Annotated in this window: 13 protein-coding genes and 1 tRNA gene; 3 read left to right on the top strand and 11 right to left on the bottom strand. The window is 72.0% G+C overall.

The window, feature by feature from the left end; translation table 11 throughout:
* Positions 1 to 1,050, top strand: a complete 1,050-nt coding sequence (gene cydB, locus E6W39_RS02955) for a cytochrome d ubiquinol oxidase subunit II (RefSeq protein WP_141632119.1) — start codon at positions 1 to 3, stop codon at positions 1,048 to 1,050.
* 48 nt (positions 1,051 to 1,098) lie between these two features.
* Here the strand turns inward: cydB and E6W39_RS02950 are convergent, their stop codons facing one another.
* Positions 1,099 to 2,919 carry a glycoside hydrolase family 15 protein gene (locus tag E6W39_RS02950; protein ID WP_141632118.1) on the bottom strand — a complete coding sequence of 607 codons (1,821 nt, stop codon included), beginning with the start codon at positions 2,917 to 2,919 and terminating at the stop codon, positions 1,099 to 1,101.
* A gap of 393 nt (positions 2,920 to 3,312) precedes the next feature.
* On the opposite strand from E6W39_RS02950, the gene E6W39_RS02945 reads away from it, so the two are divergent.
* Positions 3,313 to 4,233 carry an aldose 1-epimerase family protein gene (locus E6W39_RS02945; RefSeq protein WP_141632117.1) on the top strand — a complete coding sequence of 307 codons (921 nt, stop codon included), beginning with the start codon at positions 3,313 to 3,315 and terminating at the stop codon, positions 4,231 to 4,233.
* Positions 4,234 to 4,269: 36 nt separating this feature from the next.
* Here E6W39_RS02945 and E6W39_RS02940 read toward each other — a convergent pair whose 3' ends face one another.
* Positions 4,270 to 5,703, bottom strand: coding sequence for a DUF2252 domain-containing protein (locus tag E6W39_RS02940; RefSeq protein ID WP_141632116.1), 1,434 nt, complete (start codon positions 5,701 to 5,703; stop codon positions 4,270 to 4,272).
* Between the two features lie 301 nt (positions 5,704 to 6,004).
* On the opposite strand from E6W39_RS02940, the gene E6W39_RS02935 reads away from it, so the two are divergent.
* Positions 6,005 to 6,754, top strand: coding sequence for a SpcZ (locus E6W39_RS02935; protein ID WP_141632115.1), 750 nt, complete (start codon positions 6,005 to 6,007; stop codon positions 6,752 to 6,754).
* Between the two features lie 34 nt (positions 6,755 to 6,788).
* Here E6W39_RS02935 and E6W39_RS02930 read toward each other — a convergent pair whose 3' ends face one another.
* From E6W39_RS02930 to E6W39_RS02890, 9 genes are all read right to left on the bottom strand, one after another.
* The gene (locus tag E6W39_RS02930) at positions 6,789 to 7,661 is read right to left on the bottom strand and encodes a TauD/TfdA dioxygenase family protein (protein ID WP_141632114.1); all 873 of its coding nucleotides are present in this window, start codon (positions 7,659 to 7,661) and stop codon (positions 6,789 to 6,791) included.
* A 47-nt stretch (positions 7,662 to 7,708) separates the two neighbouring features.
* Complete coding sequence (locus tag E6W39_RS02925; protein ID WP_181799062.1) at positions 7,709 to 8,401, bottom strand: hypothetical protein; 693 nt, start codon at positions 8,399 to 8,401, stop codon at positions 7,709 to 7,711.
* A complete protein-coding gene (locus tag E6W39_RS02920) occupies positions 8,364 to 9,413 on the bottom strand; it encodes a GSCFA domain-containing protein (RefSeq protein ID WP_141632113.1) in 1,050 nt (349 codons plus the stop codon). Before E6W39_RS02920 ends, E6W39_RS02925 begins: the two co-directional genes overlap by 38 nt.
* 73 nt (positions 9,414 to 9,486) lie before the next feature.
* Complete coding sequence (locus tag E6W39_RS02915) at positions 9,487 to 18,666, bottom strand: non-ribosomal peptide synthetase (RefSeq protein ID WP_141632112.1); 9,180 nt, start codon at positions 18,664 to 18,666, stop codon at positions 9,487 to 9,489.
* Positions 18,666 to 22,688 carry a non-ribosomal peptide synthetase gene (locus E6W39_RS02910; RefSeq protein WP_228717932.1) on the bottom strand — a complete coding sequence of 1,341 codons (4,023 nt, stop codon included), beginning with the start codon at positions 22,686 to 22,688 and terminating at the stop codon, positions 18,666 to 18,668. The genes E6W39_RS02915 and E6W39_RS02910 overlap by 1 nt, the downstream gene beginning before the upstream one ends.
* A gap of 632 nt (positions 22,689 to 23,320) precedes the next feature.
* Positions 23,321 to 24,913 (bottom strand): FAD-binding oxidoreductase, encoded by a 1,593-nt coding sequence (locus E6W39_RS02905; RefSeq protein ID WP_141632111.1) that lies wholly within the window; start codon positions 24,911 to 24,913, stop codon positions 23,321 to 23,323.
* Between the two features lie 254 nt (positions 24,914 to 25,167).
* Positions 25,168 to 25,241: transfer RNA gene (locus E6W39_RS02900), tRNA-Met, on the bottom strand.
* 196 nt (positions 25,242 to 25,437) lie between these two features.
* Entirely contained in the window at positions 25,438 to 25,980 is a 543-nt protein-coding gene (locus E6W39_RS02895; RefSeq protein ID WP_141637503.1) for a GNAT family N-acetyltransferase, read from the bottom strand.
* A gap of 187 nt (positions 25,981 to 26,167) precedes the next feature.
* Entirely contained in the window at positions 26,168 to 26,539 is a 372-nt protein-coding gene (locus E6W39_RS02890) for an SgcJ/EcaC family oxidoreductase (protein WP_141632110.1), read from the bottom strand.
* Positions 26,540 to 26,548: the final 9 nt, after the last annotated feature.

The raw sequence follows: 26,548 nt of genomic DNA, 5'->3' as shown, positions 1-26,548 counted from the left end.
ATGGCACTCGCCGTCTTCTGGTTCATCCTCATCGCCGTGCTGTGGACGGGCTTCTTCGTCCTGGAGGGATTCGACCTGGGCGTCGGCATGCTGCACGCGGTGCTGGTGCGGGACGAACCCGGGCGCCGGGCCGTGATCAACACGATCGGGCCGCTGTGGGACGGAAACGAGGTGTGGCTGATCACGGCCGCCGCCGCCATGTTCGCGGCGTTCCCCGCCTGGTACGCGACGCTCCTTTCGGGGCTCTACCTCGCAGTCGTGCTGCTGCTGGTCGGGCTCATCATCCGCGGGGTCTCCTTCGAGTTCCGGGGCAAGATCGACAGTGTCCGCTGGCGGCGGACCTGGGACGTGCTGCTGACCGCCGGAAGCCTGATCGTGCCGCTGGTGATCGGGATCGCCCTGGGCGACCTGCTGCACGGTGTCCCGATCGGGAGCGACCAGGAGTTCGCGGGGAACTTCGCCGACCTGTTCACCGGCTACGGCGTGTTCACCGGCATCACCCTCGTGGTGCTGTGCGTCCTGCACGGGGCGACGTTCATCGCGCTCAAGACCACCGGCGGCGTCCGCCGCCGGGCCGGCCTGCTGGCGCGCCGGGCCGCCCCGGTGGCCGGTCTGGTGGTGCTGGCCTTCGTGACCTGGACGCACTCCACAGCCGGCCGGGGCATCCTGATCAACCTCGCCGAACTCGCCGCAGTGGTGGCCGTGTTCGCGGCCGCATGGCTGATCGCCACCGGGCACGAAGGGTGGGCCTTCGCCGCCACCACACTGGCGATGGCCACCACCGTGGTCTCGATCTTCGTCGAGCTCTACCCGCGGGTCATGGTGTCGAGCACCAACTCCGCGTTCGACCTGACCGTGCACAACACCGCCTCGGGCGACTACGCGCTCAAGGTGATGACCGTCGTCGCCATCGTCCTGCTGCCGGTCGTACTCGCCTACCAGAGCTGGACGTACCACGTGTTCCGGCTCCGGCTGACAGCCGAGCACTTCCAGGGTCCCGAGGGCCCCGGTGGCTCGGGGGCGTCGGTGGCCCCGCAGCCCGAGGCCTGAGCCGTCACAGGACGGCGATCCTGCCGAACCGGCATGCGTGACCATGGGTCAGCGCCCCTCCTCCGCGTCGAGTGCCCGATCGAGGGTGGTGGCCGCCATGATGAGCGACAGATGCGTGAACGCCTGGGGGAAGTTGCCCAGTTGCTCGCCGCTCGGACCGACCTCCTCGGCGAACAGCCCGACGTGGTTGGCGTAGGTCTGCATCTTCTCGAAGGTGTAGCGGGCCTGGGGCAGCCGCCCCGCCCGGGCCAGCGCGTCGACGTAGAGGAAGGTGCACAGACTGAAGGTGCCTTCCGAACCGCGCAGCCCGTCCGGCGATGCCGCCGGGTCGTAGCGGTAGACGAGGCTGTCGGAGACGAGCTTGCGGTCCATCGCGTCGAGCGTGGAGAGCCAGGCCGGGTCTCTCGGAGAGATGAACTGGACCATGGGCATGAGCAGCAGCGAAGCGTCCAGGACGTCGCCGTCGTAGTGCTGGACGAAGGCGCCCTCCTTCTCGCTCCAGCCGCGTTCCATGACCTGTTCGAAGATGGCGTCCCTGGCGCGGCGCCACTTCTCCAGGTCGGCGGGCCTGCGGAAGTGCTCGGCCAGGGCGAGCCCGTGGTCGAAGGCGACCCAGGCCATCACCCGGCTGTAGGTGAAGTCCTGGCGGCCGCCGCGGGTCTCCCAGATGCCCTCGTCCGGCCGGTCCCAGGAGTCGGCGAACCAGTCCAGCGCCCTGGACAGTGCCTTCCAGCCCCGGTAGGTGGCCTGCTGCGCGAGCTCGCGGCCCTGGGACACCGCGTAGAGGGCCTCGCCGTAGATGTCCAGCTGGAGCTGATCAGCGGCACCGTTGCCGATGCGGACGGGGAAGGAGCCGCGGTAGCCCTCGAAGTGTTCGAGCGTCTCCTCCGGCAGGTCGGGGTCGCCGTCGATCCGGTACATCGTCTGGAGCGGCTCGTCCTCCCTGCCTTCGCGCTCATACAGCCTCTCCACGAGCCAGTGGACGAAGGCAACGGCCTCCTCGGCGAAGCCGAGGTCCAGCAGGGCCCGCACGGACAGCGCGCCGTCGCGCACCCAGGTGAACCGGTAGTCCCAGTTGCGCTCTCCGCCGACCTGCTCGGGCAGGCCCGTGGTGGCTGCCGCGATCAGGGCGCCGGTGGGGGCGTAGGTGAGGAGCTTGAGGGTGATGACCGAACGGTGCACCAGCTCGGGCCAGCGGCCCCGGTAGCGGGACTGGTGCAACCACTGCTGCCAGAAGAGGCCGGTCTCCTGGGCCTGTTCGGCGAGGCTGTCGACCGAGGGGGGCGCGGGTGCCTCGCCGCCGGACGCGCAGACGGTGAACACGGCGCCACCGACTTCGCCGGCGCTCAGTGTCACCCGGCCGCGTACGTCCTGGCCGTCCCGCTCCAGCGGGAAGGTGGTCTGCAGGTGCGCGTCCATCCCCGGGGCCCGGAACAGGCCGCGGTTCTCGCCGAGCTCCAGCTGGTGCTCGGCCCGGCCGTAGTCGAAGCGCGGCCGGCACTCGAGAGTGAAGTCGACGGTTCCCCGCACGGCACGCACCACGCGTATCAGGGTGTGCCGGTCGGTGGCCTTGCGGGCCCGGTCCGGCGGCATGAAGTCCACCACCTCGCCCACGCCGTCGGGCGACATGAACCGGGTCACCAGCACGGCCGTGTCGGGGTAGTAGAGCTGCTTGCTGGTCCCCTCGGGGCGCTCGGGGGCCAGACTCAGGTACCCACCGCGGTCATGGTCGAGCAGGGCGGCGAAGACGCTGGGCGAGTCGAACCGGGGAGCAGCGAACCAGTCGACGACGCCCTGCGACGAAACGAGCGCTGCGGTCTGCAGGTCGCCGACCAGGCCGTGCGCGGCGATGGGAGGGTAGCGGTCCATGGCTGCTCCGAAATCTCGGAAGATGCCCCTTCCTCCACTATCCGATGGGCCGGAAGTCCTCGCCACGTTGCAGCGGTCGATGGCCGCTCGCCCAGTGTCTGGCGGCGCATCGGCCAGCGATGTGGCCGCTCGGCCGGCCGGTGAAGCCGTGGTCCCGCCCGGGAGGCGGGGGAGCGCCTGAGGGCCGACCGGGGGGACCGGCGTGCGGGCGCGCCGATGGCCTCTGCCGTGGCCCCGGCGGGCGAACCCGCCGGGCGATTCCACCCCCGGGAACGTGTCGCGCTTGACCAGGCCGGTGCGGGGCCGCACGCTCCCGATGAGGAGGCCGCACCGCAGGCCTTCACCTCGGTCCGCGTCCGAGGACGCCGACCGGGCGGACCGAGGAGGCCACGCGTGCAGGAGAGCCCCACCGGACGGCAACTGTCCCTCCGTCACGGCACACACAGTGCCGTCATCGTCGAGCTGGGTGCGGCGCTGCGGTCGTATGCGGTCGGTGAACGTGCCGTGGTCGACGGATTCGCCGAACAGGACCGGATCACCGGGGGTCGCGGCCAGCTCCTGGTGCCGTGGCCCAACCGGATCCGGGACGGCCGGTACCGCTGGGACGGGCAGGACCTGCAGCTGCCGCTCACCGAGCCGGCCGGCGGCAACGCCATCCACGGGCTGCTCCGGTGGGTCGCGTGGCGGGTCGTGGAGGCGAGCGGCAGCCGGGCGGTCCTGGAGGTTCCGCTGTGGCCGCAGCCGGGCTACCCGTTCCACCTCCACCTCCGCGCCGAGTACGCCCTCGGGGAGGGCGGGCTCGAGGTCGCCGTGACCGCGCGCAACGTCGGCGTGGGCGCCGCACCCTACGGCTTCGGCCAGCATCCCTACGTCACTGCGGGCACCGCGGTGGTCGACCAGGCGGTGCTGACCGTCCCCGCACGGACCTGGCTGCGCACCGACGAGCGCGGCCTACCGGTGGCCGTACAGCCGGTCGCCGGGACGGCGTACGACCTGCGTACGCCACAGGCGGTCGGGGCGCTGCGACTGGACACCCCGTTCGGCGACCTCGACCGAGGCACGGACGGGCGGGCCGTGGTGCGCCTGGCCCACCCGTCGGGTGCGTTCGGTACGGACGTGTGGCTCGGTGAAGGCGCCGACTACGTACAGCTCTACACCGGCGACACCCTCCCACCGGGGGAGCGACGTCGCGCGGTCGCCATCGAGCCGATGACTTGCCCGCCGGACGCCTTCAGCAGCGGCACCGGGCTCGTCCGCCTCGGCCCCGGCGAACAGCACACGGTCCGCTGGGGGATCACGCCGTGGGGAGACTGATGGCGGCATCAAGGGGGAAGTCCGCTACTCGGGTTGTCATGCCGAGGGCTCCACGGTTTTTGCCGGCAGCCGGCCGGTCGTGACCGCGTCGAGGAGCGCCTGGTGGTCGCGCTCGTTCTGGTCGGCGTAGGACTCGGCGAAGGCGGCGAGCGCGCGGTCGAAGGAGTCACGGCGGCCGAGGTAGGCGGCGATGGCGATTCGGTCGCCGGACCTGGCGTGCGCGCGGGCCAGGGTGGTGCCGCACAACTCGCCGAACGCTCGCATGCCCTCCGGCAGCATCTCCTCCGCCACCGCGATGCCCTTCCAGTCGCGCAGTTGGCGGATGTAGAAGTCGCGGCGTCGGCCGTCGATGCCGTCCACCCGCTCCCAGCCGAGGAAGATGTCGCTCGCGGCCTGCATCAGCCGCTGGCCGGAGACCACCCGCTCGCCCTGGTTGCGGTACCGGCTCGCCCCGACGTGGGCCGCGAGTACCGAGTCGTCGGCCTCCTTGGCCTGCAGGAACAGGGGGTCCTGGCCGTCCCGGCCGAGCAGCAGCAGGATCCAGCACCGGGTGCCGACACTGCCGACCCCGACGACCTTCCGGGCGATGTCCACGAGGTGGTACTGCCCCAGCAGGGCGCGCCGGTCCGACGACAGGGTTCGGTCGTAGTGTTCGACCAGGCCGCGGATCTCCCGTTCCAGTTCGCCACGGGTCACATCGGGGAGCAGGTCGGAGAGCGGTACCAGCAGCGGCGGGTCGGCGGCGATGCGGACCCGGCCGGCCACGGTCTCGGTGAGCTTCTCGAAGGCCTGGAGGCTGTCGCGGGTGCGGGCCTTGGCCAACTCGCGTGCGAGGGCCTTCCGGCCGTGCTTGTGGATCCGGCTCGCGGCGAGCTCCTGGAGGCGTTCCGCGTCCATGCGGGCGTACCAGACCTCCAGGTTGCGCATCTGCGCGAACCGGGCCATCGCCTCGCGGTACGACCGCACGGTGGCCCGAACGATGTCCGCTCGCACGGCGTCGTCGAAGCCGTTCGCGCGCCCGGCGATGACCAGGCTGGCCGAGAGCCGTTTGACGTCCCACTCCCAGGGCCCTGGCAGGGTCTCGTCGAAGTCGTTGATGTCGAACAGCAGTTGCCGCTCCGGGGAGGCCAACAGCCGGAAGTTCAGCATGTGCGCGTCGCCGCACAGTTGGGCCCTGATCCCGGAGTCGGGCGAGCCGGCCAGGTCGGAGGCCATGATCGCGGCGGCGCCCCGGTAGAACCGGAACGGGGACTCGCTCATTCGGCCGTAACGGATCGGCACGAGTTCCGGGACCCGGCGGGCGGACTGGGCCTGCAGGATGTCCAGGGGGTCCGGCCGGTCCTTCGACGGCCGGTACTCCGCATGGCTCGACCGGGGCACGCGGCGACGGGCCTCCCGGCCGCGCGCCGCGCGCTCCTCGGGAGGGACGTGCACCACCCGGCGCGGGGCGGCGGCTGTCTCCTGCGGCATCCGGGGCCTCCTGACTGACTGGTGACCGGAAGGGACAGAGCACAAGCTCTCCAGGCCGATCATCGCGGCCCTGGCCCGATCCGGCACCACGGGACGACTGAGCCGCGAGGCCGTCGGGTCGGCGCGGCCCCGACAGGCGCAGGTGCGGCACTCGTCGGTCCGACTCCCGCCGGGCGGCAGGGGCTCCACAAAACTCGGCTCGGATCATAAAGTGATCATCGGCTCGCCCGTCCCCGGCAGTTGACCACGGCTCAGCACGTGCCGGGTCGGTCCGCAGAACACCAGCCCAGGAGTCGCACCCATGACCACACCTGAAGCCGCCACGGAGCGGGAGACGTTCGAGGCCTTCCTCTCCTCCCTCGGCGCCGACGGACCTGCAGCCGGACCCGAGTGGCTCAGGAGCGTGGGCGAGGCGCTCTTCGAGGCGATGGAAGCCGACGCGGGGCGGGACTGGGTGCGCCGGATGCACCGTGAGCTGGTGCGGCTGGACGGGGAGGTGCCCTTCAGCGTCGTCCATGACTGGCACCACCTCAGCGTGCGGCCGGTCCTGGTCGAGGCGAGCGAGCGGCGCGGCGGGGTCCCCGCTCGCCACCTTGCCGTGGCGGACCTGCACGAGCGGGCGTCCAACGGCGAGCGGATCGGCGAGACGGCCTGGACCGCCGCCCTCGGGCCCGCGCTGCGGGAGCTGTACGAGTACGCCTACCCCTATGCCGACGCCCATGCCGCGGCCGCGTCGGCGGCGGGCACGTACGCGTTGGCGAACGGCTACGGTGAGGCCGAGGCCGCCGCGTACGGCGCGAGCTATGCCGAGCTGAACACCGAGGCCAACGCGCGGTCCCACGCCGACTCGAACGCCCTGGCGAACGCACCGGCCGTGGCGCGCGCGTTGGCGGCCACGGACCCGGTGGCCTACGCCGCCACGTACCCGGCCGCGCGGGTCCGGGCCGTCGTCCGGGCCTACGCGGAGCAGGACCGGACGAGGACGAGGGACGTCGGCGCGCGGCTGGCCGAAGGCCTCGCCGACAGCCTGGCCCGAGTCGCAGCGGCCTGACGGCGAGCGGCGGACCCTACCCGCCCGAGCGGCATCAGCCCTTCAGCGGGCCGCCGTTGATCGCCACGCGCTGCCCGTAGCGGGTCAGGGGGTGGTAGTCGTACGTCGCGTGGTGCTGGACGCAGCGGTTGTCCCAGAAGACCAGCGTGTCGGGGGTCCAGCGGACGCGGCAGTGCAGCATGGGGCGCTCGGATATGACCTTGAAGAGCAGGTCGAGCAGCGCCCTGCTCTCCTCGGCCGACAGCTGCGGAATGCGGTCGGTGTAGGCCCGGTTGACGTAGAGGACCTTGCGGTCGGTCTCCGGATGGCGCACCACCAGCGGGTGTTCGCTCTTGGGGATGACGTAGTCGGCCGGCGGGGTGTAGCCCTGGAGGGCGATGCGGCCGTCGTGCACGGCGGTCAGGCCGTCCAGCAGCTCCCGCATGGTCGGCGACAGCATCTCGTAGGCCAGGTGCATGTTGGCGAACAGGGTGTCGCCGCCGCTGCCGCCCTCCGGGATGCGGGTGATGTAGAGCATCGACCCGAGGGACGGTTCGGCGTCGGCGGTGCCGTCGGCGTGCCAGCCGTTGCCGGCCACGTTCTCGGCCTCCGGGCTGGTGCTGATCTCCAGGATGTACGGATCGGCGTCCACCGGGGGCGGGTTGACGGGGCGGAGCTCGCCGAAGTGGGCGGCGAAGCGCTTGTGGTCCTCGGGCGTGATGATCTGGTCGCGCAGCACCAGCACATGGTGGTCGAGGAAGGCGGACTTGAGCTCTGCCAGCTGCTCCTCGGGCAGTTCCTCCGAGAGGTCGACGCCGGTCACCTCGGCGCCGATGACCGGCGTGAGGGACTTCACCTCGATGGTCCGGTACTTCCGCGCCGGCCTCGTGGTGAGCCGCTTGACGGCGTCGAGTTCGTACTGCTCCATGGGGTCCTCCTGGGCGGGATGGGGGGATTGGGATCGGGAGGGCGGAACTACAGGCCGCGCTCCAGCAGTTCGGCCAGGATCAGGCGGCCGAAGGCGAGATTGCCGTGGATCGCGTCGTCGGGCTCGCACAACTCGGGCCGCTGGAAGCCGTGTTCGTCGGTCGTCCGGGCCCGCAGATCGACCATCTCGACGCCGAGGCCGGTCAGCGCCTCCCGGATGACGTCCTGCGCCGCCATGAAGACCAGCGGGTCGGCGTGCGCCGGTACGCGCTGCGGCGGCATCACGGCCAGCACCCGCAGGCCCAGGCCGAGCGCGTGGCGGTAGAAGGCCAGCGCGGCGCGGACCGAGGCGCGGACGATGTCGCCGAACAGCGCGCTGGACAGGAAGCCGGGCATCAGGCCGTTCGGGCCCCGGTAGATCTGCCAGTTGTCGGCCGTGGCGACGAAGTGGGCGCTGAGCCCGAGGGTCGAGACCACCGGCACCGCGACCGCTCCGAGTTCCGTCGCCTGCAACCCGCGCAGGAAGCCGCGGTAGTGCTGCTCCGCCTCGGGGCTGCGGAACACGACGTCCGCGTCCCGTGGTTCGAAGAAGTCGTCGGTGAACTCCCGTCCGGCGCCGAGCGGTCCGCCGTCGAAGGGCAGGCCGGCGGCGCGAGCGGCCCGTCCGATCGGGCCGGCGTGCGAGTCGCCGAGCAGCAGGAACCTAGCGGGAGCGGTAGTAGTCGAGGACGGCGTCTTCACAGGGGTCTCCTCCCGGTCCTGCGGTGGGGGTCAGTGACGGTCGCGGCCCGGGGCCGGGCCCGCCGAACGCGGCCAGGAAGTGGTGCAGGACGAAGTCGACGCCCTCGGGTGTGACGGTCCGCAGATTCGGCTCGTACCAGGAGCCCTTGAAGGGAGCCCCGGTGACGAGCTCGTACGACGGGAAGTAGTCGACGTGTGCGTGGTCCCGTGCCAGCTGCCCGGCGACGGCGCGCAGGACGGACTTGGAGTGGCTGTTGGCGCTCAGCACGTGCTCACCGGTCGCAGTCGCGGTCAGCGGGACCGGCGAGACCGTGAGCAGGATCCGCAGGTCCGGATTGGCCGCGCGGGCCACGGCGATGGCCGCGACCAGGTCGCGGTGCACCTCGTCGAAGGCGGCGTGGTGGAAGACATGCCGCTCGGCGTCGAACGTGCCCCGCACGGTGCCGGGGCAGACCGGGTACGTCGTGCCGTCGGTGCGGTCCCGCCACGCCTCGGTCAGCCCCAGGGTGAAGACCAGGCAGCTCGCCGTGGTGATGCCGCGGCGGATCGCGGCGAGGGTCGCCTCCCGGGCGCCCAGCATCTCCTCCGCGGACGCCCAGCCGTCCGGTTCGACGGCCGGGCGGTAGGGGTCGTGGTACCGGCCGGCCTCCAACCAGGCCGTGCGGGGCGCGGCGGTGTGGCCGAAGGCCCAGGACAGCCACTGGTGCAGGACGGCGGGTGTGTAGATGTTGCCGGTGCGGAACGAGAACAGGCCGTACTGGCGGCTCCTCCGCTGCTCCCCGGTCAGCCCGGGAGGGGCCGGTTCGGCGTCGTACCAGTTCATGCCGCGCTCCAGCAGGGCGCGACCGAGGTGGGCGGCGAAGCAGGAGCCGGCGGTCAGGACGGGATCGTCCTGGCCGAGGGCGAACTTCGGCGTCCAGAGGCCCTCGATGGCGAGCGGGTCGGGCTCGGCCACGGCAGGGCGCCAGAAGGAGCGAACCGGCAGTGACCGGTACGGGTTTGCGTGGCTCACGGCAGTGCGCCTTTCGATGCTGGGGCGGCCGGTGACGGCCGGGCGGGGCAGGTGCGGACGGTGGGCCGAGGTCTCATGAGGACTCGGGTACCTCGTCCAGAGCCGCGTTGATCGCGGCCGTCACCGCGTGCACGTACGGCGGGCGGACGACGCCGTAGTGGGTGGTGGCGAGCCGGTGCCGACTGCCCGCTGCCGGGAAGTGCCGTTCCCACAGGGACAGTTGATCGTCCGGCGTGCCCTGTCGCGGCAGCCCCGCCACCGGCTGCTCCGCCAGCCACAACCGGCCCGGCGTGGCGGACAGCTGCGGCAGCTCATGGTCGGCCATGCTCGCCAGGTTGGCCCGGCAGCACTGCGCGAGCCGGTCGGCGTAGGCCCTCGCCTCATCGGTGAACGCGGCGCCACCGTCGCCGAGTTCGTGGGCGAACACCGCTTCGAGCTGCGCCTCGTCGTAGCCCTGGAACAGCGGCCCCGAGCCGGGTGCGGGAGGGTCGAGCAGGTAGAGCCCCCGCGCCGGTCGGCCGGCTGCCTCCGCCTCGGCCGCCATTCCCATCGCCGTCCAGGCGCCGAAGGACCAGCCCGCCAGGTACAAGCGCTGCACGCCGTCGGAGAAGTGATCGCGCAGAGCGGCGTGGTAGCGGCGGGCACGCTCGGCCAACGACCAGGCGGGTGGGGCGGGTTGGTGCGGGCCGGTCCGGCGCAGAGCGGGGTCGGCGATGAGGCAGACGGTCAGCCGCCGGTCGAGCGCGGACACCAGTGAGCGGTAGGCCTGGATGTCGCCACCGACCGGGTGCACCAGGCACAGCACGTCGCGCCCGGTACCCTCCTGCCAGATCTCCACCGTCACGTCGTCCGACTCGCCCGCCCCGCGCGGCGCGGCCTCGTCGAGCCGGGTCAGGATCTCGTTGACGGAAACTTGGTGGCTCAGTCGGGACAGTTCCAGCTCGACCCCGAAGTGCTGTTTGACCGAGCCGATCAGGTCGAGCATGGTCAGTGAATCGGCGCCCAGGTCGTACAGGGCGGCATCCGGATCGATCCGGTCGACGCCCAGCCACTCGCAGAGCCGGCCGGTGAGGAGGGCGGCGGGGGAGAGGGCATCCTCGGCCGCCGTGGCGGGCTGCGGGGCCGGAGCCGGGGCGGGCGCGGTGTAGAACACCCGGGATTCCTCGATGTCCGTGGTGGAGACCAGGAGTTGGGGGAGCTGGAGAGCTACGGCCCGGGCGAACACCCGCTTCCCCTCGTCGACCGTCAAGCCGGTCGCCAGATGGGCTTGGTGGCGGGCATCCGTGGACGGCACCCGCACGGCCATGCCCGTCTGGCGCCACACGTCCCAGTCGATGCCGAGCCGCACGGTGGCTTGCGGACCCGTCCCGGTGCCGCCGGGCCGGTGGTGGGCGAAGCCGTCGAGCAGGCCGTTGGCAGCGGCGTAGTCGAGCTGGCCGACCCCGCCCAGCAGGGCCGACATGGAGGAGCAGTAGACCGCGAGCGCCGGTGCGTACCGCTCGATCAGCCGCTCGACCAGCAGCGCGCCATTGAGCTTGGCCGCCTGGCTCGTCGCTGCGGCGTCGCGTCGGACGATCATGCCGCCGGTGCCGACACCGGCGGCGTGGACCACAGTGTCGAGCCGCGCGGTGCGGCCGCCCACCCGCCGCAGGATGTCCGCCACCCCGGCGTCGTGGGCGAGATCCCCCTCGACCAGGTCCACCCGGTCCGCCCAGCCGGCCAGTCGGGCCGGCAGTCGCGGCCGTCTGGCCAGCAGCAGGACCCGGCCCTCGGTCTGCTCCAGCAGCCAGGCCGCCACGCTCGCGCCGATACCGCCGGTACCGCCCAGCACCAGGTGGACGCCGTCCCCGCGCGGGATCACCGGAGCAGCGGCCTCGTCCAAGGCCACCGGCGAGACGACCTGCTGCCACCAGTACCCCTGCCGCAGGGCCAGCTGCCTGGGGCGCCCGGCGCCGTCCCCGGTGAGCAGGGCGGTCAGTGCCGCCGCCCAGTCGGCCAGGGCGGCGCTCGGCAGATCCACCCAGCGACCGTCCACGGGGGTCTCCTGCGGAGCGACCTCGCTGATCCCGGTGAGCAGGCCCGACTCCGGTCGCTCGACGGCTCCTTCGACGGGCCTGGCTCCGTACGACAGCCACCACAGGCGCGGTCGGAGCGCTCCCGGCATCCCGGCCAGCGCCTGGACGAGGGCGGCAGGCGCGTCGACGCACGCCCAGCGGGCCTGCTCCAAGGAGCGCCCGGTGACCGGGCCCGCCATGCCCAGGGGCAGCGCGTGCAGCCAGTCGACACCCCCCTGTCCTGCCTGCGCGGTGACGGCGTCGAGCAGTTGGAGCAACGAGGCGGGATCGGCCGCATCGACCTCGAAGACGCCGTCCCCGCGCCGGGCGAAGGCGTCTGCCGCGATGACCTGCACGACCCGGGCGTAGGCCGTCTCGAACACCCGGATCGCCGCAGCGGGCGCCGGGCCGTCCGTGACCACCACCAGCACCGCCGAGCTGCGGGCGCTGCTCGCGGTGCCCGCGCGGCGCAGCCGTACCCAGTGCGGCTGGCTCAGCCAGTCGCACTCCGCGAGCCGCTGCGGACCTTCGGCGGCGACCGGTTCGGGGTCGACCGCCATGGCCGTGGCACGCTCGAAGTCGTAGTCCGCCAACTCGAAGGCCGGCGGGGGAAAGTCCCACGGCGCCTGCGCCGGACCCTGCGGCCAGTCGATGTCGCACCCGTCCACCCAGGCGGCGGCCAACTCGTCCGCCGTACGACCAGCCGCCGGCACGGACACCTCGTCCGGTCCCACCGGCGCGACCGGTACGGCTGTGCGCAACCACCGGACCGCGGCCGACGCGTCAGGGCAGACCGCCGCCAGGCGCCACCGTCGGGCCGATCGGCCGGCCTGCAGGTGCCGCACCACCTCGTCGTAGGCCTCGGGGCGGGCAGTCAGGTAGTCGGCGATGCGTGCGGCGTCGGTCCGCACGGCAGCCGCACTGCTGCCGGACAGTACGAGGCAGCCGGGTGGGGCCGCCGCGGTGGCGCCGGGCTCCCGGACCGTCGGTGTGACCGCCTCCAGCACCACATGGGCGTTCGTGCCGCCGATGCCGAAGCTGCTGACCGCCGCCACCCGGGGACGGTCGGCGGGCCAACTGCGGGCGGTGGTGGGGATGTAGAAGGGAGTCGGGTCGGCGGCTATGTGCGGGTTGAGGGTGCGGAAGTCGACGTTGGGCGGGATGACACCGTGGTGGACGCTCAGGGTGGCGCGGATCAGGCCGACCACGCCGGCGGCGGCGCCCAGGTGGCCGATCTGGCTCTTGACCGAGGTCAGCGCGCAGCGGCCGGACTCGGCGATGTCGAACGCCTGCCGTAGGGCGTCGACTTCGACCGGGTCGCCCAGGCGGGTGCCGGTGCCGTGGGCCTCGACGTAGGCGAGGTCCGCGCCGGTGCGACCGCTGCGGCGCAGGGCGGCGCGGATCACCTCACGTTGGCCGGCGAGTGAGGGTGCGCTGTAACTGAGCTTGTCGGAACCGTCGTTGTTCAGTGCGGATCCGGTGATCACCGCGTAGACGGTGTCGCCGTCGCGCCGGGCGAGTCGCAGCGGCTTGAGCACCACCACGCCGACGCCGCTGGCACCGATCGTGCCGGTCGCGTCGTCGCTGAAGGGCCGGCAGTGGCCGTCCACGGAGAAGATGTGCTGGGGCTGGTAGTGGTAGCCGCCGGTCAGGGTCGGGTCGGCGAGCACACCTGCGGCGAGCATCACCTCGGCGTCGCCCTGGCGGAGCAGGCCCGCCGCGAGATGGACGGCGACCAGCGAACTCGCGCAGGCGGCCTGGGCGGTGAAGGCCGGGCCGGTCAGCCCGAGGTGGTAGGCGGCCTTGGTGGCGAGGAAGTCCTTCTCGTGGTGCAGGGCCAGCCGGAAGCCGTCGGGCAGCCACCGTGGGTCGGCCTCCCGCAGCATGCTCTGGAAGTACGTGTTCTCGCCCGCCCCGGCGATCAGGCCGACTCGCGGACCCGACGACGGATCGTGGATTCCGGCGTGGGCCAGCGCCTGCGTGCAGGCCATCAGCAGGTGGCGCTGCTGAGGGTCCATCAGCCGGGCGTCGTAGCGGCTGATGCCGAAGTGGTCGGGGTCGAAGGCCAGCAGTCCGTCCAGCTGGCTTCGCGCCCCGACCAGGCCGTCCGCCGCGTCGAAGTGCTCGATGCCCCGGCCCGCGGCGCTCACCAGCTCCCAGAAGGCGGCAAGGTCCGGGGCTCCGGGGAGGCGGGCGGCCATGCCGATGATCGCGATCGGTTCGTCACCAGCCACGGCGTCGGCCTGCACGCCCGTGGCGTCGACGGTGCTACCGGTCGAACGCACCGGCCCGTCGAGGAACCGGGCCAACCGCCGCACGGTGACGTGCTCGAACAGCTCGGCGACCGTGAAGCGTAGCCCCAACTCCATTGTGCAGTACAGGTGGTAGCGCATCAGCGTCAGGCTGGACGCACCCGCGTCGAAGAACGACTGGTCGGGCGTGATGGCCGCACCGGTCACCGCTTCGAACGCCTCGGCCAGTCGGGCTTCGCGCTCCGACAGCACCGGGGTGCCACCCGCCCGTCCGCGCAGCTCCTCGCCCGGGGAGCGCAGGGCCCCCGCACGGTCGAGTTTGCCGCTGGGGGTTCGGGGCAGGGCCTCCAGTCGCCGGAAGCGGTCGACCCGTACGTGGGCGGGTAGCAACGCGCCAAGGTGAGCGGTGAGTTCCCCGGCCGTGGGGGTTTGGCCGCGAGACTGGAAGCAGGCCACCAGCAGCTTGCCGTCGCGTGCCACCACGGCGTTGACGATCTCCGGATGCCGCAGCAGGGCCACCTCGATCTCGCCCAACTCCAGCCGGTGGCCGCTCAGTTTGACCTGCTGGTCGTCGCGGCCCAGATAGTGCAGCAGACCCTGCCGGTCGAAGCGGGCCCGGTCGCCACTACGGTAGAACAGGCCCAGGCCCGGCAGTTCGACGAAGCGCTCGTCAAACGGTGCGCCCTCGCCGAGGTAGCAGCGCTCGGCCATCGTGCCACCGATGAGCAGGTCGCCGGGGCAGTCGGCCGGGACGGCTCGGCCCGCCTCGTCCACCACGCGCAGCACCGCACCGGCCACGGGCCGGCCGATGGCCGGGCGATCCGGCCAGCGGGCGGGGTCGCCTTCGAGGCACAGGCTGCTCACCACGTGCGTCTCGGTCGGGCCGTAGTGGTTGAACAGACGGGCGCCCGACAGGCCGGCGAACCAGCGGCGGATGGCCTGTGTGCAGACCAACTGCTCACCCGCGGTCACCACTTCACGCAGCCGAGTGGGATAGCGGCCGAGGTGGACGGCGTGTTCGGCGAGGAGTTGCAGGGCCACGTAGGGCATGAAGACGCGCTCCACCCCCGCTGACTCCAGCTGCGCCAGCAGGGCGGGCCCGTCCTGCCGCCAGCCGGGCCGCACCAGGTGCAGGCAGCCGCCTCCGCAGAGCGTGCCGAAGATCTCCTGGAAGGAGACGTCGAAGGAGAGCATGGAGAACTGCTGGGTCACGGCGGGCGCCCCGAGGCCGCCCGCCTGTGCCTGCCACTGGAGCAGGTTGCACAGGGTCCGGTCCGACACCTGGACGCCCTTGGGAGTCCCGGTGGAGCCCGAGGTGAAGAGGGTGTACAGCGGCCGGGTGCCGTCGTGTGGCGGGAGGGCGGGCACGGGCCGGTGCACCGGCGCCAGCGTGACCGGGTGCCGTGTCACGCCGCCCGGGTCGACAGCGTCGAACGCCGCTTCACCGCCCGGCGGCAGCAGGACGCACAGCGGCTGCGCCTGTTCGAGGATCAGCCGCAGCAGGTGCGGAGGGTAGGACGGGTCGAGCGGCACGATCGTCAGGTTGAGGCGAGCGAGCGCCAGCAGTGCCACCACGTGCTCGACGCAGGGCTCGAAGTACAGCGCGACGCGGCGCGGGCGGTCGTCCACCTCCGGTGCCGGGTACGCCGACCGCAGTTCGGCGGCGAGCGCGGCCGCGTGGGCATCGAGTTCGGCGTAACTCAGCGTGCGCAGACCGTCGTTCAGGGCGTCCGCCGCCGGGGTCCGGGCGACCTGCCGGGCGAAGCCCTCGGCCACGGTCCGGTACGTCAACTCCGACGCCGGGCCGTCGCCGTGCTGCGGCAGGCTGTCGCGGTAGGGGGCGGCCAACTCGGCCACGGTGACGGGCTCGTCGGCGGCGAGCAGGTCCAGGCCGCGCCGGAACAGCCCGGCCATCGCTTCGACCTGGGCGGCGTCGAAGTGGTCGGCGGCGTACTCCCACAGGCAGTCCAGGTCGCCGTCGCGCTCCACCACGAACAGGGTCATGGGGCACTTGGCCTCGGCCGGCGCCCACCACAGCGGGCGGGCGGCGCAGGACGGCAGGGCCAGCGCCCCGAAGTCGGTGTTCTCCTGCACGAAGAGGACGTCGAACGGTGACGACCCCGCCGCCGGGCCCAGGTCGGCCAGCACGTCGGAGAGCATGACGTCCTGCCGGTCCAGCACCTCGTGCACTGCGGCGCCCAGGCACCGCAGTTGGCCGCGCAGCTCCTCGCCGGGCGTGAGGGTCAGCGGCAGCAGCACGGTGTTCGCGAACATGCCGACGCTCGCCTCGAACTCCCGCAGCGGCCGGTTGGCCACCGGAGTTGCCACCCGCAGTCTGGTCCGGCCGGTCACGGCGTACAGGCTCCAGGCGAAGACGCCCAGCAGCAACTGGAAGCGGGTCAGGCCGAGTTCGGCGCAGAGCCGGTCGATGTGGGAGCGGCGCACCACGTCCAGCGTGGTGTGCAGCAGCCGGCCCTCCAAGGACGGGTGGGCGGGGCTCGGCTGCAGCGGCTCGGCGGCTTCGCCCAACCCGGCGTAGTGCGCGTGCAGTTCGGCGCGCTGTGCGCGGTAGCCCGGGTGGGTGGACCACTCGGCCTGCCAGCGCGCGTAGTCGAGCGGCGTGAGGGCGGGCTGCACCTGGTGCGGTTCGTGCTCGCCGCTCAGAGCGTGCTCGTACCCGGCCGACAGGTCACGGAAGAGCACGTTGAGCGACCAGCCGTCGACAGCGATGTGGTGGAGGTGGAGCAGGAGGACGCCGCCCCCGTCCTGCGGCAGCCAGCAGGTGCGCAGCATCCGCGGCCGGGACAGGTCGAAGGGGAGGGCGAAGAACTCGTCGGCGAAGGCCCGTCGGCCCCTCTCGTCGTCGGGCGTCGCGGTGCCGGGGTCGGTCCAGGGGTCGTACGGCTCGCCCACCGTCTGGCGCAGGCCCTCGGGCGTCGCCTCGAACCCGGTGCGCAACGCCGGGTGTTGGACCACCAGACGCCGTAGCGACTGCCGCAGAGCCGCGGCGTCCACCGGGCCGTCGATCCGCACGGCGCAGGTCACGTCGTAGGCGCGGGAGCGTGGCGAGCGCTGCTGGAAGAGCCACAGCCGCTGCTGCTCGCTGGTGGCCGGCGCGGTGCGGGCCAGGGTGGGCCCGGCCGGTACGGGATACTGCGCCTGCCCGCCGGCGCGGGCGGCGGCGACGGCCTCGGCGAGCGAGGCGAAGTCCCCCCGCAGAACCGAGGACTGCGGCAGGTCGCAGTCCCAGCGGCGCCTGACCTCGAACCGCAGCCGCAGCGCCTTCAGCGAGTCACCGCCGACCGTGGTCCAGCCGTCGTCGAGCCGGGGGTCGGGTATCCCCAGCACCTGCGCCACCAGCTCCAGCACCTCACGCTGCCAGGCGGTGGCGGCGGGGCCGGTGCCGGTCGTCGGTCGCCAGGGCTGGTCGTCGCGGTCCAGCAGCGCGGCCTGGTCCACCTTGCCGTTGGCGTTCAGCGGCAGCGCGTCGAGCAGGTAGAGGTGGTGGGGCCGCATGTAGGCGGGCAGCCCGCTCGCCAGGTGACGGTCGAACTCCTCGAAGGTCAGCTCGCCGTCGGGCACGAGGTAGGCGAGCAGCTCGTTCGGACCGTACTCGTCGTCGCGGCGGGTGCAGACGTACGCCTGCCGCACGGCCGGGTGCTTGACGATCTGCCGTTCGAGCTCGCCGGGTTCGATCCGGAAGCCGCGGACCTTCACCTGGCGGTCGGCGCGTCCGACGTACTCCACGACGCCGTCGGCATCGGCGCGGACCAGATCGCCGGTCCGGTAGTGGAGCTCACGGCCGTCGTCGTACCAGGGCAGCCGGACGAAGCGCCGTGCTGTCTCCTCGGGCAGGTTGCGGTAGCCGGCCGCCAGACCGGCTCCGGCCAGGTGGAGTTCGGCGACCTCGCCGGGTGCGGCCTGCCGCTCGCTGCCCGCTGCGACGAGGACGGCCCGGGTGTCGGGCAGCGGGCGCCCGATCGGGACGACGTCCGCGCCGAAGTCCCGGGGGATGGGGTGGCACAGCGCGAAGGTGGCGGTCTCGGTCGGGCCGTACACGTTGTGCAGCCGGGTCGGGCTGTCCGCGTTGTGGCGGTACCAGCGGCGGATCACACGGGCGTTGAGCTGCTCGCCGCCGACCAGCACCTGCCCCACACCGGCGAAGCAGTCGGGGACGGCGTCCACCACGGCGTTGAAGAGCGCCACGGTGACGAAGAGGGTGTCGATCCGTTCGCGCAGCACAGCCGCCGCCAGCCGCTCCGGGGTCTGGACGTCCGCGTCAGCCAGGATCACGCAGCAGCCGCCGGTCAGCAGCGGCGCCCACACCTCGAAGTTCAGCGCGTCGAACGCGGGGTTGGACATGCAGGAGTAGCGGGCACCCTGCTCCAGGTCGATGTACCCCGGGCGGGCCAGCCGCAGCACGCCGCTCTCCGTCACCTCGACTCCCTTGGGGAGGCCGGTGGTTCCGGAGGTGTAGAAGAGGAACGAGACCGGCGAGCCGGTGAACGGGGCCTCGGGGGCGGCGCGGTGGGCGAGCAGGGCGGCCAGCGGGAGGGCCCGTACGCCGTCCGGCAGGCCCTCCGGCGCGGTGGCCGCGTGGATCAGTGCCACAGCGCCGGAGTCGGTCAGGATGTGACGACGGCGTTCCGGCGGGCTCTGAGCGTCGAGCGGCACGACCATGGCGCCGAGGCGGATGATGCCGAGCATGGCGCAGACCAGCTGCCAGGAGCGGGGGAGGTGGACCGCCACCGCCTGGCCGGGCCGGACTCCGCTGCGGCGCAGCCCGTCGGCCACCGCCGCGCCGGCCGCGTCCAGGGCGGCGTAGTCGAGCAGCCGGTCGCCGTCGGCCAGCGCGAGCGCGCCGGGGGTCCGCAGCGCCCACGCGTGCACACCCTGGGCGAGGCCCGTGACGGGCGGTACGGCGACGGGTTCGGTCGTGGTTCGCATCACGCCTCCCGCGCGGTGTGCAGGCCGCCGGTCGAGGCCCGGAGACGGTGGCGTGGCGACGGCAGGGGGGAGGCCGGGTCCGGCGCCCGCAGCAGTTCCGCCGTGATCAGCTCGGCGATCCGCGGCACCGCGTCGCTCTCCAGCATGTCCCAGTGCCCGCAGCCCACCGGCTCCACCAACAGGCCGCCACTGGCCCGCCGTTGCCAGAACGCGCGGGCTTCGCGCTCCACCGCCTCGTCCCCGCCGCCCTCGGATGCCTGGACGAACACCAGCCGGGCCGGTGACGGCGGTACGGGATAGTCGCGGGCCGACATCCGGTTGTGGTTGTAGATCCGGAAGTACCGCTCGATCTGGTCGTCCTCGATACCCGGGTACATCCCGTTGAACCTGACCAGCTTCTCGCGGAAGTCCGCCGCGTCGACGGGCTCGATCGCGGCCCGCTCCTGCGGGTCGTCGGTGCCGCGCGTGTCGAGCAGGACCACGCTGAACCGGGGGTGCCCGGCCTCGGCCAGCAGCCGTCCCATCTCATGGGCGACCAGTCCGCCGTAGGACAGCCCGCACAGCACCAGGGACTCGTCCGCGCGCGGTCCGACCAGCTCCAGGTAGTGCCGAGCCATGGCCTCGACCGTGGGCAGCGGCGTTTCGCCGGGGTCCAGGCCCAGGGACTGGATGCCGTACACGCCGATCCCCTCCGGCAGCGCGGCGGCGAGCGACAGGTAGCAGAAGGCGGTGCCGCCGGCCGGGTGGACGCAGACCACCCGCCGGCGTCCGTCGCCCGCACGGAACTCGATCAGGCTTCCGCTCCGCTGCCGGGCCGCGCCGGTGCGCAGGCGCTCGGCCAGTGCCTCGATCGTCGGGTGTGCGATGACGTCACGGATGGGCAGGCTGTCGCCGAACTCCTCGCGGACGGCATCCGCCACCTTGATGGCGGAGATCGAAGTGCCGCCGATCTCGAAGAAGTTGTCGGTGATGCCGATCGCGGGGTGCAGCAGCACGCGCTTCCAGATGCGGTAGAGGGCCATCTCGACGTGGTCGCGCGGGGTGGCCGTGTTGACCTGCTGGGGCACGGCCGCCCGGGCCTGCCGCAGCAGCTCGGCGCGGTCCAGCTTGCCGCTGCGGCCCCGCGGCAGCGCGGGCAGTTCGACGAAGAGCGCCGGAACCATGTAGTCCGGCAGCCGTTCGGCCAGCGCGGCGCGCCACTCGTGCGGCTGTCGCGGCCGGGCGCCGCCCTGGCCGACGGCGGCCACCAGGCGCAGTTCGCCGGCCTCGTCGCGGTCGGCGAGGACGGCCGCTTCACGCACACCGGGCACGGCCAGCAGCGCCGCCTCCACCTCGCGGGGCTCGATCCGGAAGCCGCGGAGCTTGACCTGGTCGTCACGGCGGCCCAGGAACTCGGCGTTGCCGTCCGGAAGCCGACGGGCGAGGTCGCCGGTGCGGTAGATGCGCCCGCCCGGCACGAAGGGGTCGGGGAGGAACCGCTCGTCCGTCAGGTCCGGCCGGTTGAGGTAGCCCGCGGCGAGTCCGGCGCCGCCGGTCCAGAGCTCGCCCGTGACCCCGGCGGGGACGAGCCGGAGCCGTTCGTCGAGCAGGTAGAGGCGGGTGTTGCCCAACGGTCGGCCGATCGGGCAAGGCCGGTCGAGGGGCTGCGGGTCGGTGTAGGACGTGCAGTAGAGCGTGCTCTCGGTGGGGCCGTACCCGTAGCAGATCCGCAGGCCGGGCAGCACCCGCGTCATGCGGTGGAGCGCGATCTCCGGGAGGGACTCCACCCCGGTCAGCAACTGGCGCAGGGCCAGACCCGCCAGGCGCTCCTCGGGGGCTTCGTCGATCCACCGGATGTACGCCGGGGGCAGGAACGCCTGCACGACGCGGTGCCGGCGCAGCCAGTCCAGCAGCGCCCCGGGGTCGGCGCGCAGGTCGTCGGGGACGATGTGCAGCACGGCACCCGTGGTGAGCGGCAGCAGGATCTCGTGGATCGTCGCGTCGAAGCCGATGCTGGACCAGGCGGAGGTCGCCTCGCCGGGGGTCGCGCCGAACCGGGCGAGCCAGGTGTCGAGGAGGTTGAGCACGCTGCCGTGCGTCACCGCGACGCCCTTGGGGCGGCCGGTGGAGCCCGAGGTGTAGAGCACGTAGGCCAGGTGCGAGGGGCTCACCGCGACTGCGGGGGCGTCGTCACGGACGGCCTCCGCCTCGACCGTGCGAAGGTCCTGCCAGCCGTCCACAGCGCCAACGGTGCTCATGACCAGGGCCGGTGCAGCGTCCGCCACCATGGCGGTCAGCCGCTCGGTCGGCTGGCCGGGGTCGAGCGGGAGGAAGGCGGCACCCGCCTTGAGGATGCCGAGGACGCCGACGACCAGCTCCGTGGACCGCCCGGCGTGCAGGCCGACCACCTGGTCGGGTCCGATCCCGCGCGCGATCAGCGCGTGCGCCAACCGGTTGGCGCGGCGCTCCAGCGCGGCGTAGTCGGTTTGCTCACCGCCACAGACGAGCGCCGGTCCGTCCGGGCGGGCCCGTACCTGCGCCTCGAAACGTTCGATCAGGCCGCCGAGCCCGGAGGGTGGCACCGCTTCGGCGCCCTGGGTCGCGTCCCAGTCCGTGAGCAGCCGGTGGCGCTCGGCCGCGTCCATCAGCGCGAGATCCGCGACCTGCCGGCCGGGCTCCTCCGCCATCTGGGCCAGCACCCGCCGCAGGTAGCCCGCGTAGCGTTCGGCGGTGCCGTGGTCGAACAGGGCGGTGGCGTAGTCGAGATGGCCGACCAGCCGGCCGTCCTCCTCGGCCAGCGACAGCGCGAGGTCGAACTTGGCGGAGGCGAACGGGATGTCGAGGGGCGCAGCCTCGACATCCGGCAGGCCCAGCAGGCCGCTGCGCGACGGCTGCCAGGCGAACATGGTCTGGAACAGTGGTGAATGGGCGATGCTGCGCGGCGGGTTGACCAACTCCACCACCCGCTCGAACGGCAGGTCCTGGTGGTCCAATGCCCCGCGGACGGCGGCGCGGGTCCGGCCAAGCGCGGTCGAGACCGTCGGTGCACCGGACAGGTCGACGCGTACGGCAAGCGAGTTGACGAAGAAGCCGATGAGCCCGGCCAGGTCACGGCTGCGGCGGTTCGCCGTCGGTACGCCGACCACGATGTCGGTCTCGCCGGCCAGCCGGGACAGCACCAGGGACCAGCCGGTCAGCGCGGCGACGAAGAGGGTGCCGCCGTGCCGCCGAGCGAGCGTGCGCAGGCCGGCCGTCAGCTCCTCGTCCAGGCTGATCGCCACCCGGCCGCCACGGTAGTCCTGCTCGGGCGGGCGGGGCCGGTCGGTCGGCAGTTCGAGCAGGGGTGGGACGCCGACCAGGTTCTGCTGCCAGTACGCGGCCTGGGCGGCCTGCTCCTCGCCGTCCATCCACTCGCGCTGCCGGCGGGCGTAGTCGGCGTACTGGAGCGGCAACGGCGGCAGAGGGTCGTCTTCGCCACGGATGAACGCCGAGTAGAGCGCGGTGAGTTCACGCATCATGACGTCCATGGACGTTCCGTCGAAGACCGCGTGGTGCATCGTGAGCAGCAAGGCGTGATGGTTCGGGGCCAAGGTGACCAGGCGGCCACGGGCCAGCGAGCCGCTGGCCAGATCGAAGGGCGCGGTGGCTTCCGCGTGTTGCAGGGCGGTCAGCCGCGCTTCGGGATCGGGAACACCGGTCAGATCGTCCGTCAGGAGCGGAAACCCGACGTCCGACCGATCGATCCACTGGCGCACCTCGCCGTCCACGGGGACCAGGCGAGTCCGCAGCACCTCGTGCCGAACGACGATCGCGTCCAGCGCCCGGGCCAGCGCACCACGGTCCAGCGGCCCGCGCAGCCGGTGCACGACCGACTCGTTGTAGGCCTCGCCGGCCCCGGTCAACTGAGCCAACGTCCAGAGCCGTTGCTGCGCGAACGAGAGCGGCTGCGCGTCGTCCGGGCGGGCCGCCGCCGATCCGTCGGCGCCGTGCCGAGGCCCGCGGTGGTTGCTGATGGTCGCAGGGGAGGTGGGTATCGTCGGCAAAGCCAGCTCTTTCCTCTGAGCGGAGGACAGTTATCGGGGAGGCGTCAGAAAAGAACTCACTGGCCCGGCGGCGGGCGCGAGGGATGATGACTATTCGACGGGTGCCCTGCTCGAACTGCGGGCACCCGGTGTGTTTCTCAGCGGTGCGCCAACGAATGGGTCACCGGACTGCTCCTCGTCCAGGCGGATTCAGTGTCTGCCGATGAGCGGTGACTGCGCACGGCCGGCGCGGGCAGAACGGCCGCCTGCTTCCCTGCGTGCCCCTCGGTGGAGCGGACTTTCGGCACGACTTGTATCCACCATCTCACCCACCGCGTGCTCATCTCCTGGCAGGACAGCCATTCAACGGCCAACTGTCCTGAGCAGGAAAAAGGTTGGTTGGTCTTCCGATCCAGCGTTTCGCATGATGATTGGTCATGTCGCCGGAGGTGTCAATGCCCGATCTCCTCCGCAAGAACAGCACGTTTTCAGCTGAACCTTGCCAGGGATCCCAGCCGTTAACAGTGGGGGAATTGCGTCCTCGAACCGGAGGCGCGGACCGCCGACGGGGAGTAGCGGTGTCGGCAGCAGCGCCTGAATTCCGCTCGGCGCCGCAGTTCGCGCAAAGCGGCATCAGGTACCGCATGGGGGTGTCAGCTGCCGATCGCCTGCGGGTAGCCGAAGAAGCCGGTCGGGTCGTAGGTCCGCTTCACGCGGACCAGGCGGTCGTAGTTCGTGCCGTAGTAGGCCCGCTGCCATTCCTTGAGCGTCGGGTCGGGAAAGTTCTGATACGAGTGCTGCGGTGGTCTGCCACGGAAGATGTCGTCGTAGAACTCCTGGAGCCAGTGCAGGTTGGCGTCGGCGACGCTGAAGGGGTCGTAGTCTGCCCAGGAGGTCTCGGCGGCGAAGACGAACAGGCCGTTGCGGTGCACGAATGCGGTCGCAGCCGGCGGTACCCGGTTGATCTCGCCGCCGAGGGCGAACATCGCGAACCCGGCTCCGTCCTCGTTGCCGCTGCCCGGCCAGTCCAGCAGGCGCTCGGCTGCCGCGCTGACCTGCCGGTCGGTCAGGAGTGTGCGGGAGTCCAGGATCGCCGACTTGGCGGCGAACCGTTCCACCGGCGTGGTAGCGCTCAGCAGCACGCTCGCCTCGCCGGGTGTGACGGCTCGGATCGACGCGCGGTTGCGGGCGCGCTCCTCGGCGGTGCCGATGTCCAGCAGCGGGGCGAGGACGGCACGCAGTTCCTCGACGGTGCCGTAGTACTGGCCGATGGCGTTGACGTTGGCGTTCTGCTGGATCTGCGGCCTGGTCTGTCCGCGAGTCCCGATGCCGACGCGCAGATGGAACCGCTTGTCCTCCACGGTGTCCTGGGCGATCTGCTGCGCGGCGCCGATCGCCGGCAGGACGGAGTCCAGGCTCCAGCGGAACCGGTAGATGCCGACGGTGCCCTCGAACTGCTCGTACCGGAAGGTAAATGACGTGTTGACACCGAAGTTGTTGCCCGCGCCGCCCCGGCAGGCCCAGAACAGGTCGGGGTGCGAGTCCTCGCCGGCCTCCACCACCTGTCCGTCGGCGAGCACGACGGTCGTGGCGCTGAGCCGGTCGCAGGTCAGGCCGAACATCTTGTCGCTGAAGCCGATACCGCCGCCCAGCACCAGTCCGGCGACCCCGACGGTGGGGCAGCGACCGGTGGGCACGAAGATGCCGCGGTCCTCCAGCAGGGGATGCAGGTCGCCGTTGGTGACTCCGGCACCGACGGTGACGGTGCCGGCGTCGTGCACGACCTTCATGGGCCCGTACACCCGGGAGCGGGCGCGGCCCGGCTGCGGTGTGGTGGTGATGCTCCTCATCCGGGCCATGTTCAGCAGCAGGCCGGTGGTGGTGGAGTACCCGGCGTAGTTGTGCCCCAGCCCGGAGCGGGGCACGGCGGGCAGCCCCACCGAGCGGGCCCAGCGGATCGCCTCGCGAAGGTCCCCGGTGGTGGCGCAGGCGACGATCCCGGCCGGCTGGACCGCGTCATACCGGTGGTTGAACGGGAGGGCCAGCGACGGGTAGACGGAGCCGCACGGCCGGTAGAGCGTGGAAGCCGGGGACAGCGCGCCGGCCAGCCGCTCCCAGTCTCGAGGACTGACGTGCTCCGCTGACTCGGGTACCGCGCCCGCGCCCGTCGGCACCTGCGGGGCCACCGCCCCCGCTCCGATGGCACCGAACACGCCCGTGCGCAGCGCGGCTCGCCTGTTGAGCACCGTGGCCTACTCTCAGGAAGCGGTCGCGGGCTCGCCTGTGGTCCCGTCGACCAGTCCCATCGACCATTGATCGGTGCCGCGCTGCCGATTCCTGTTCGCCGGACCCGCCACACGAATGGGGGAGCAATACCTACCGAACAGCCCAGGCGCGCCCGGCCTCGCGCCACCGGCCGTCTGTCCTGTTTGCGCCACGTGCTGACCAACGAAACAGGGCCGGGGCCCGCGCGATCATGCGCGGGCCCCGGCCCTGGTAGTAGCGGGGACAGGATTTGAACCTGCGACCTCTGGGTTATGAGCCCAGCGAGCTACCGAGCTGCTCCACCCCGCGTCGGTGAGATCAGCTTAGGCGGTAATCGTGCCAGCGCGAAATCGGTTCCCGACGGCGGGACGGCGGGAGCCGCGACGGGTGCCGGCGGACGAGGCACCCCATACAGCTACCGGGTCAAGCAGCGGTGGCAAGTTGGGGCTTCGCTGGTACGACGAACTCGCGGTCCGCTACGAGGCCACCGTCCTCGTTGCCGCCATCAACGAGAGGTTGTGGCGTACTGGTCCGACGACAACTCGTACACCCGTACTCGCCGACCGCTGGTGGGATTGACGGTCTCACGGACCGGACGCATCCCCAGTTTGGTCATGATCCGTTCGGAGGCGTCGTTGCCCACCTGAGTGATGCTGACGATCCGCTCCAGCCCTCGCTCCTCGAACGCGAACCGTACAGCGGCCGCAGCGGCCTCGGTGGCCAAACCCTGCCCCCAGTGGGAACGCCCCAGCCGCCAGCCGACCTCAACCGCCGGCAGTACCTCCGGCAGGAATGCGGGCACCGAAAGGCCGGTGAACCCGGCCAGCTCGCCGGTGGACCGGATCTCCACGGCGAACAGGCCGAAGCCCTGTGACTCCCACTCGCTCTCCCAAGCCTGGATCCCGCTGCGAGTCTGCTGTTCGTCACGGACGCTGCCGTCACGGATCCACCGCATGACCTCAGGGTCGGCATTGACGGCAGCCATGGGCGCAACGTCTTCCTCGCGCCAGCGACGCAGGATCAACCGGGGAGTCTCAAGCGTGACCATCCGATGATTCTGGATCACACATGGGCTCTCCGCCATCCTCGCCAGGCACTTCGCTGCCGCTGACGGCACGTCGGCCGCAACGCAGGCCGGCCCTGCCCACGCCGGCCGGACCCGTCCAGGGTTGCCGACCGGGATCGGTGCAGCGCTGCCGGGGATCGGCTGTACACGTGGTTATCGGACCATCTCCTCAGCCGAGGCTGGATACCTGGTAGTGGCGGATGTACCAGCGGTCTGCCGCCTGTTCGACCACCAGACTCAGGTACACCGCGAGCGTCGGCCGGTCGACGAACGAGAAATCGACACTCATGTAGCCGAGCACGAGGCCATCGGCCAACTGCCTGGTTTCGAGAACCTGGTAGTCGGCGGTCATCCCGAGCGGCTGGGAATCGTAGTAGTCGGCAATGCCCTGCCGGCCGACGCTGTACGGATGGAGGCCCTGGAAGATCGCGTCCTCAGTGAAGCAGGAGGCGACTCGCTCGGGCTCGTGCGCATCGACGGCTGCCTTCCACTCGTCGAGGACACCACGAAGGATCTTCTCGTCGTCTGCGGTGCTGTTCATCGGAGTCCT

Source organism: Kitasatospora acidiphila (genome assembly GCF_006636205.1).
In the GTDB taxonomy this organism is placed as follows: domain Bacteria; phylum Actinomycetota; class Actinomycetes; order Streptomycetales; family Streptomycetaceae; genus Kitasatospora; species Kitasatospora acidiphila.
Note: the sequence above shows the minus strand (reverse complement) of the source record. Positions and strands in the feature narration are given on the sequence as shown.

What these genes read in the sequence shown, in the direction of transcription:
- cydB (WP_141632119.1), top strand. Translation starts at nt 1, where the DNA reads ATGGCACTCGCCGTCTTCTGGTTCATCCTCATCGCCGTGCTGTGGACG.
- E6W39_RS02935 (WP_141632115.1), top strand. Translation starts at nt 6,005, where the DNA reads ATGACCACACCTGAAGCCGCCACGGAGCGGGAGACGTTCGAGGCCTTC.
- E6W39_RS02895 (WP_141637503.1), bottom strand. Translation starts at nt 25,980, where the DNA reads ATGGTCACGCTTGAGACTCCCCGGTTGATCCTGCGTCGCTGGCGCGAG.
- E6W39_RS02930 (WP_141632114.1), bottom strand. Translation starts at nt 7,661, where the DNA reads ATGGAGCAGTACGAACTCGACGCCGTCAAGCGGCTCACCACGAGGCCG.
- E6W39_RS02890 (WP_141632110.1), bottom strand. Translation starts at nt 26,539, where the DNA reads ATGAACAGCACCGCAGACGACGAGAAGATCCTTCGTGGTGTCCTCGAC.
- E6W39_RS02915 (WP_141632112.1), bottom strand. Translation starts at nt 18,666, where the DNA reads ATGCGAACCACGACCGAACCCGTCGCCGTACCGCCCGTCACGGGCCTC.
- E6W39_RS02950 (WP_141632118.1), bottom strand. Translation starts at nt 2,919, where the DNA reads ATGGACCGCTACCCTCCCATCGCCGCGCACGGCCTGGTCGGCGACCTG.
- E6W39_RS02940 (WP_141632116.1), bottom strand. Translation starts at nt 5,703, where the DNA reads ATGCCGCAGGAGACAGCCGCCGCCCCGCGCCGGGTGGTGCACGTCCCT.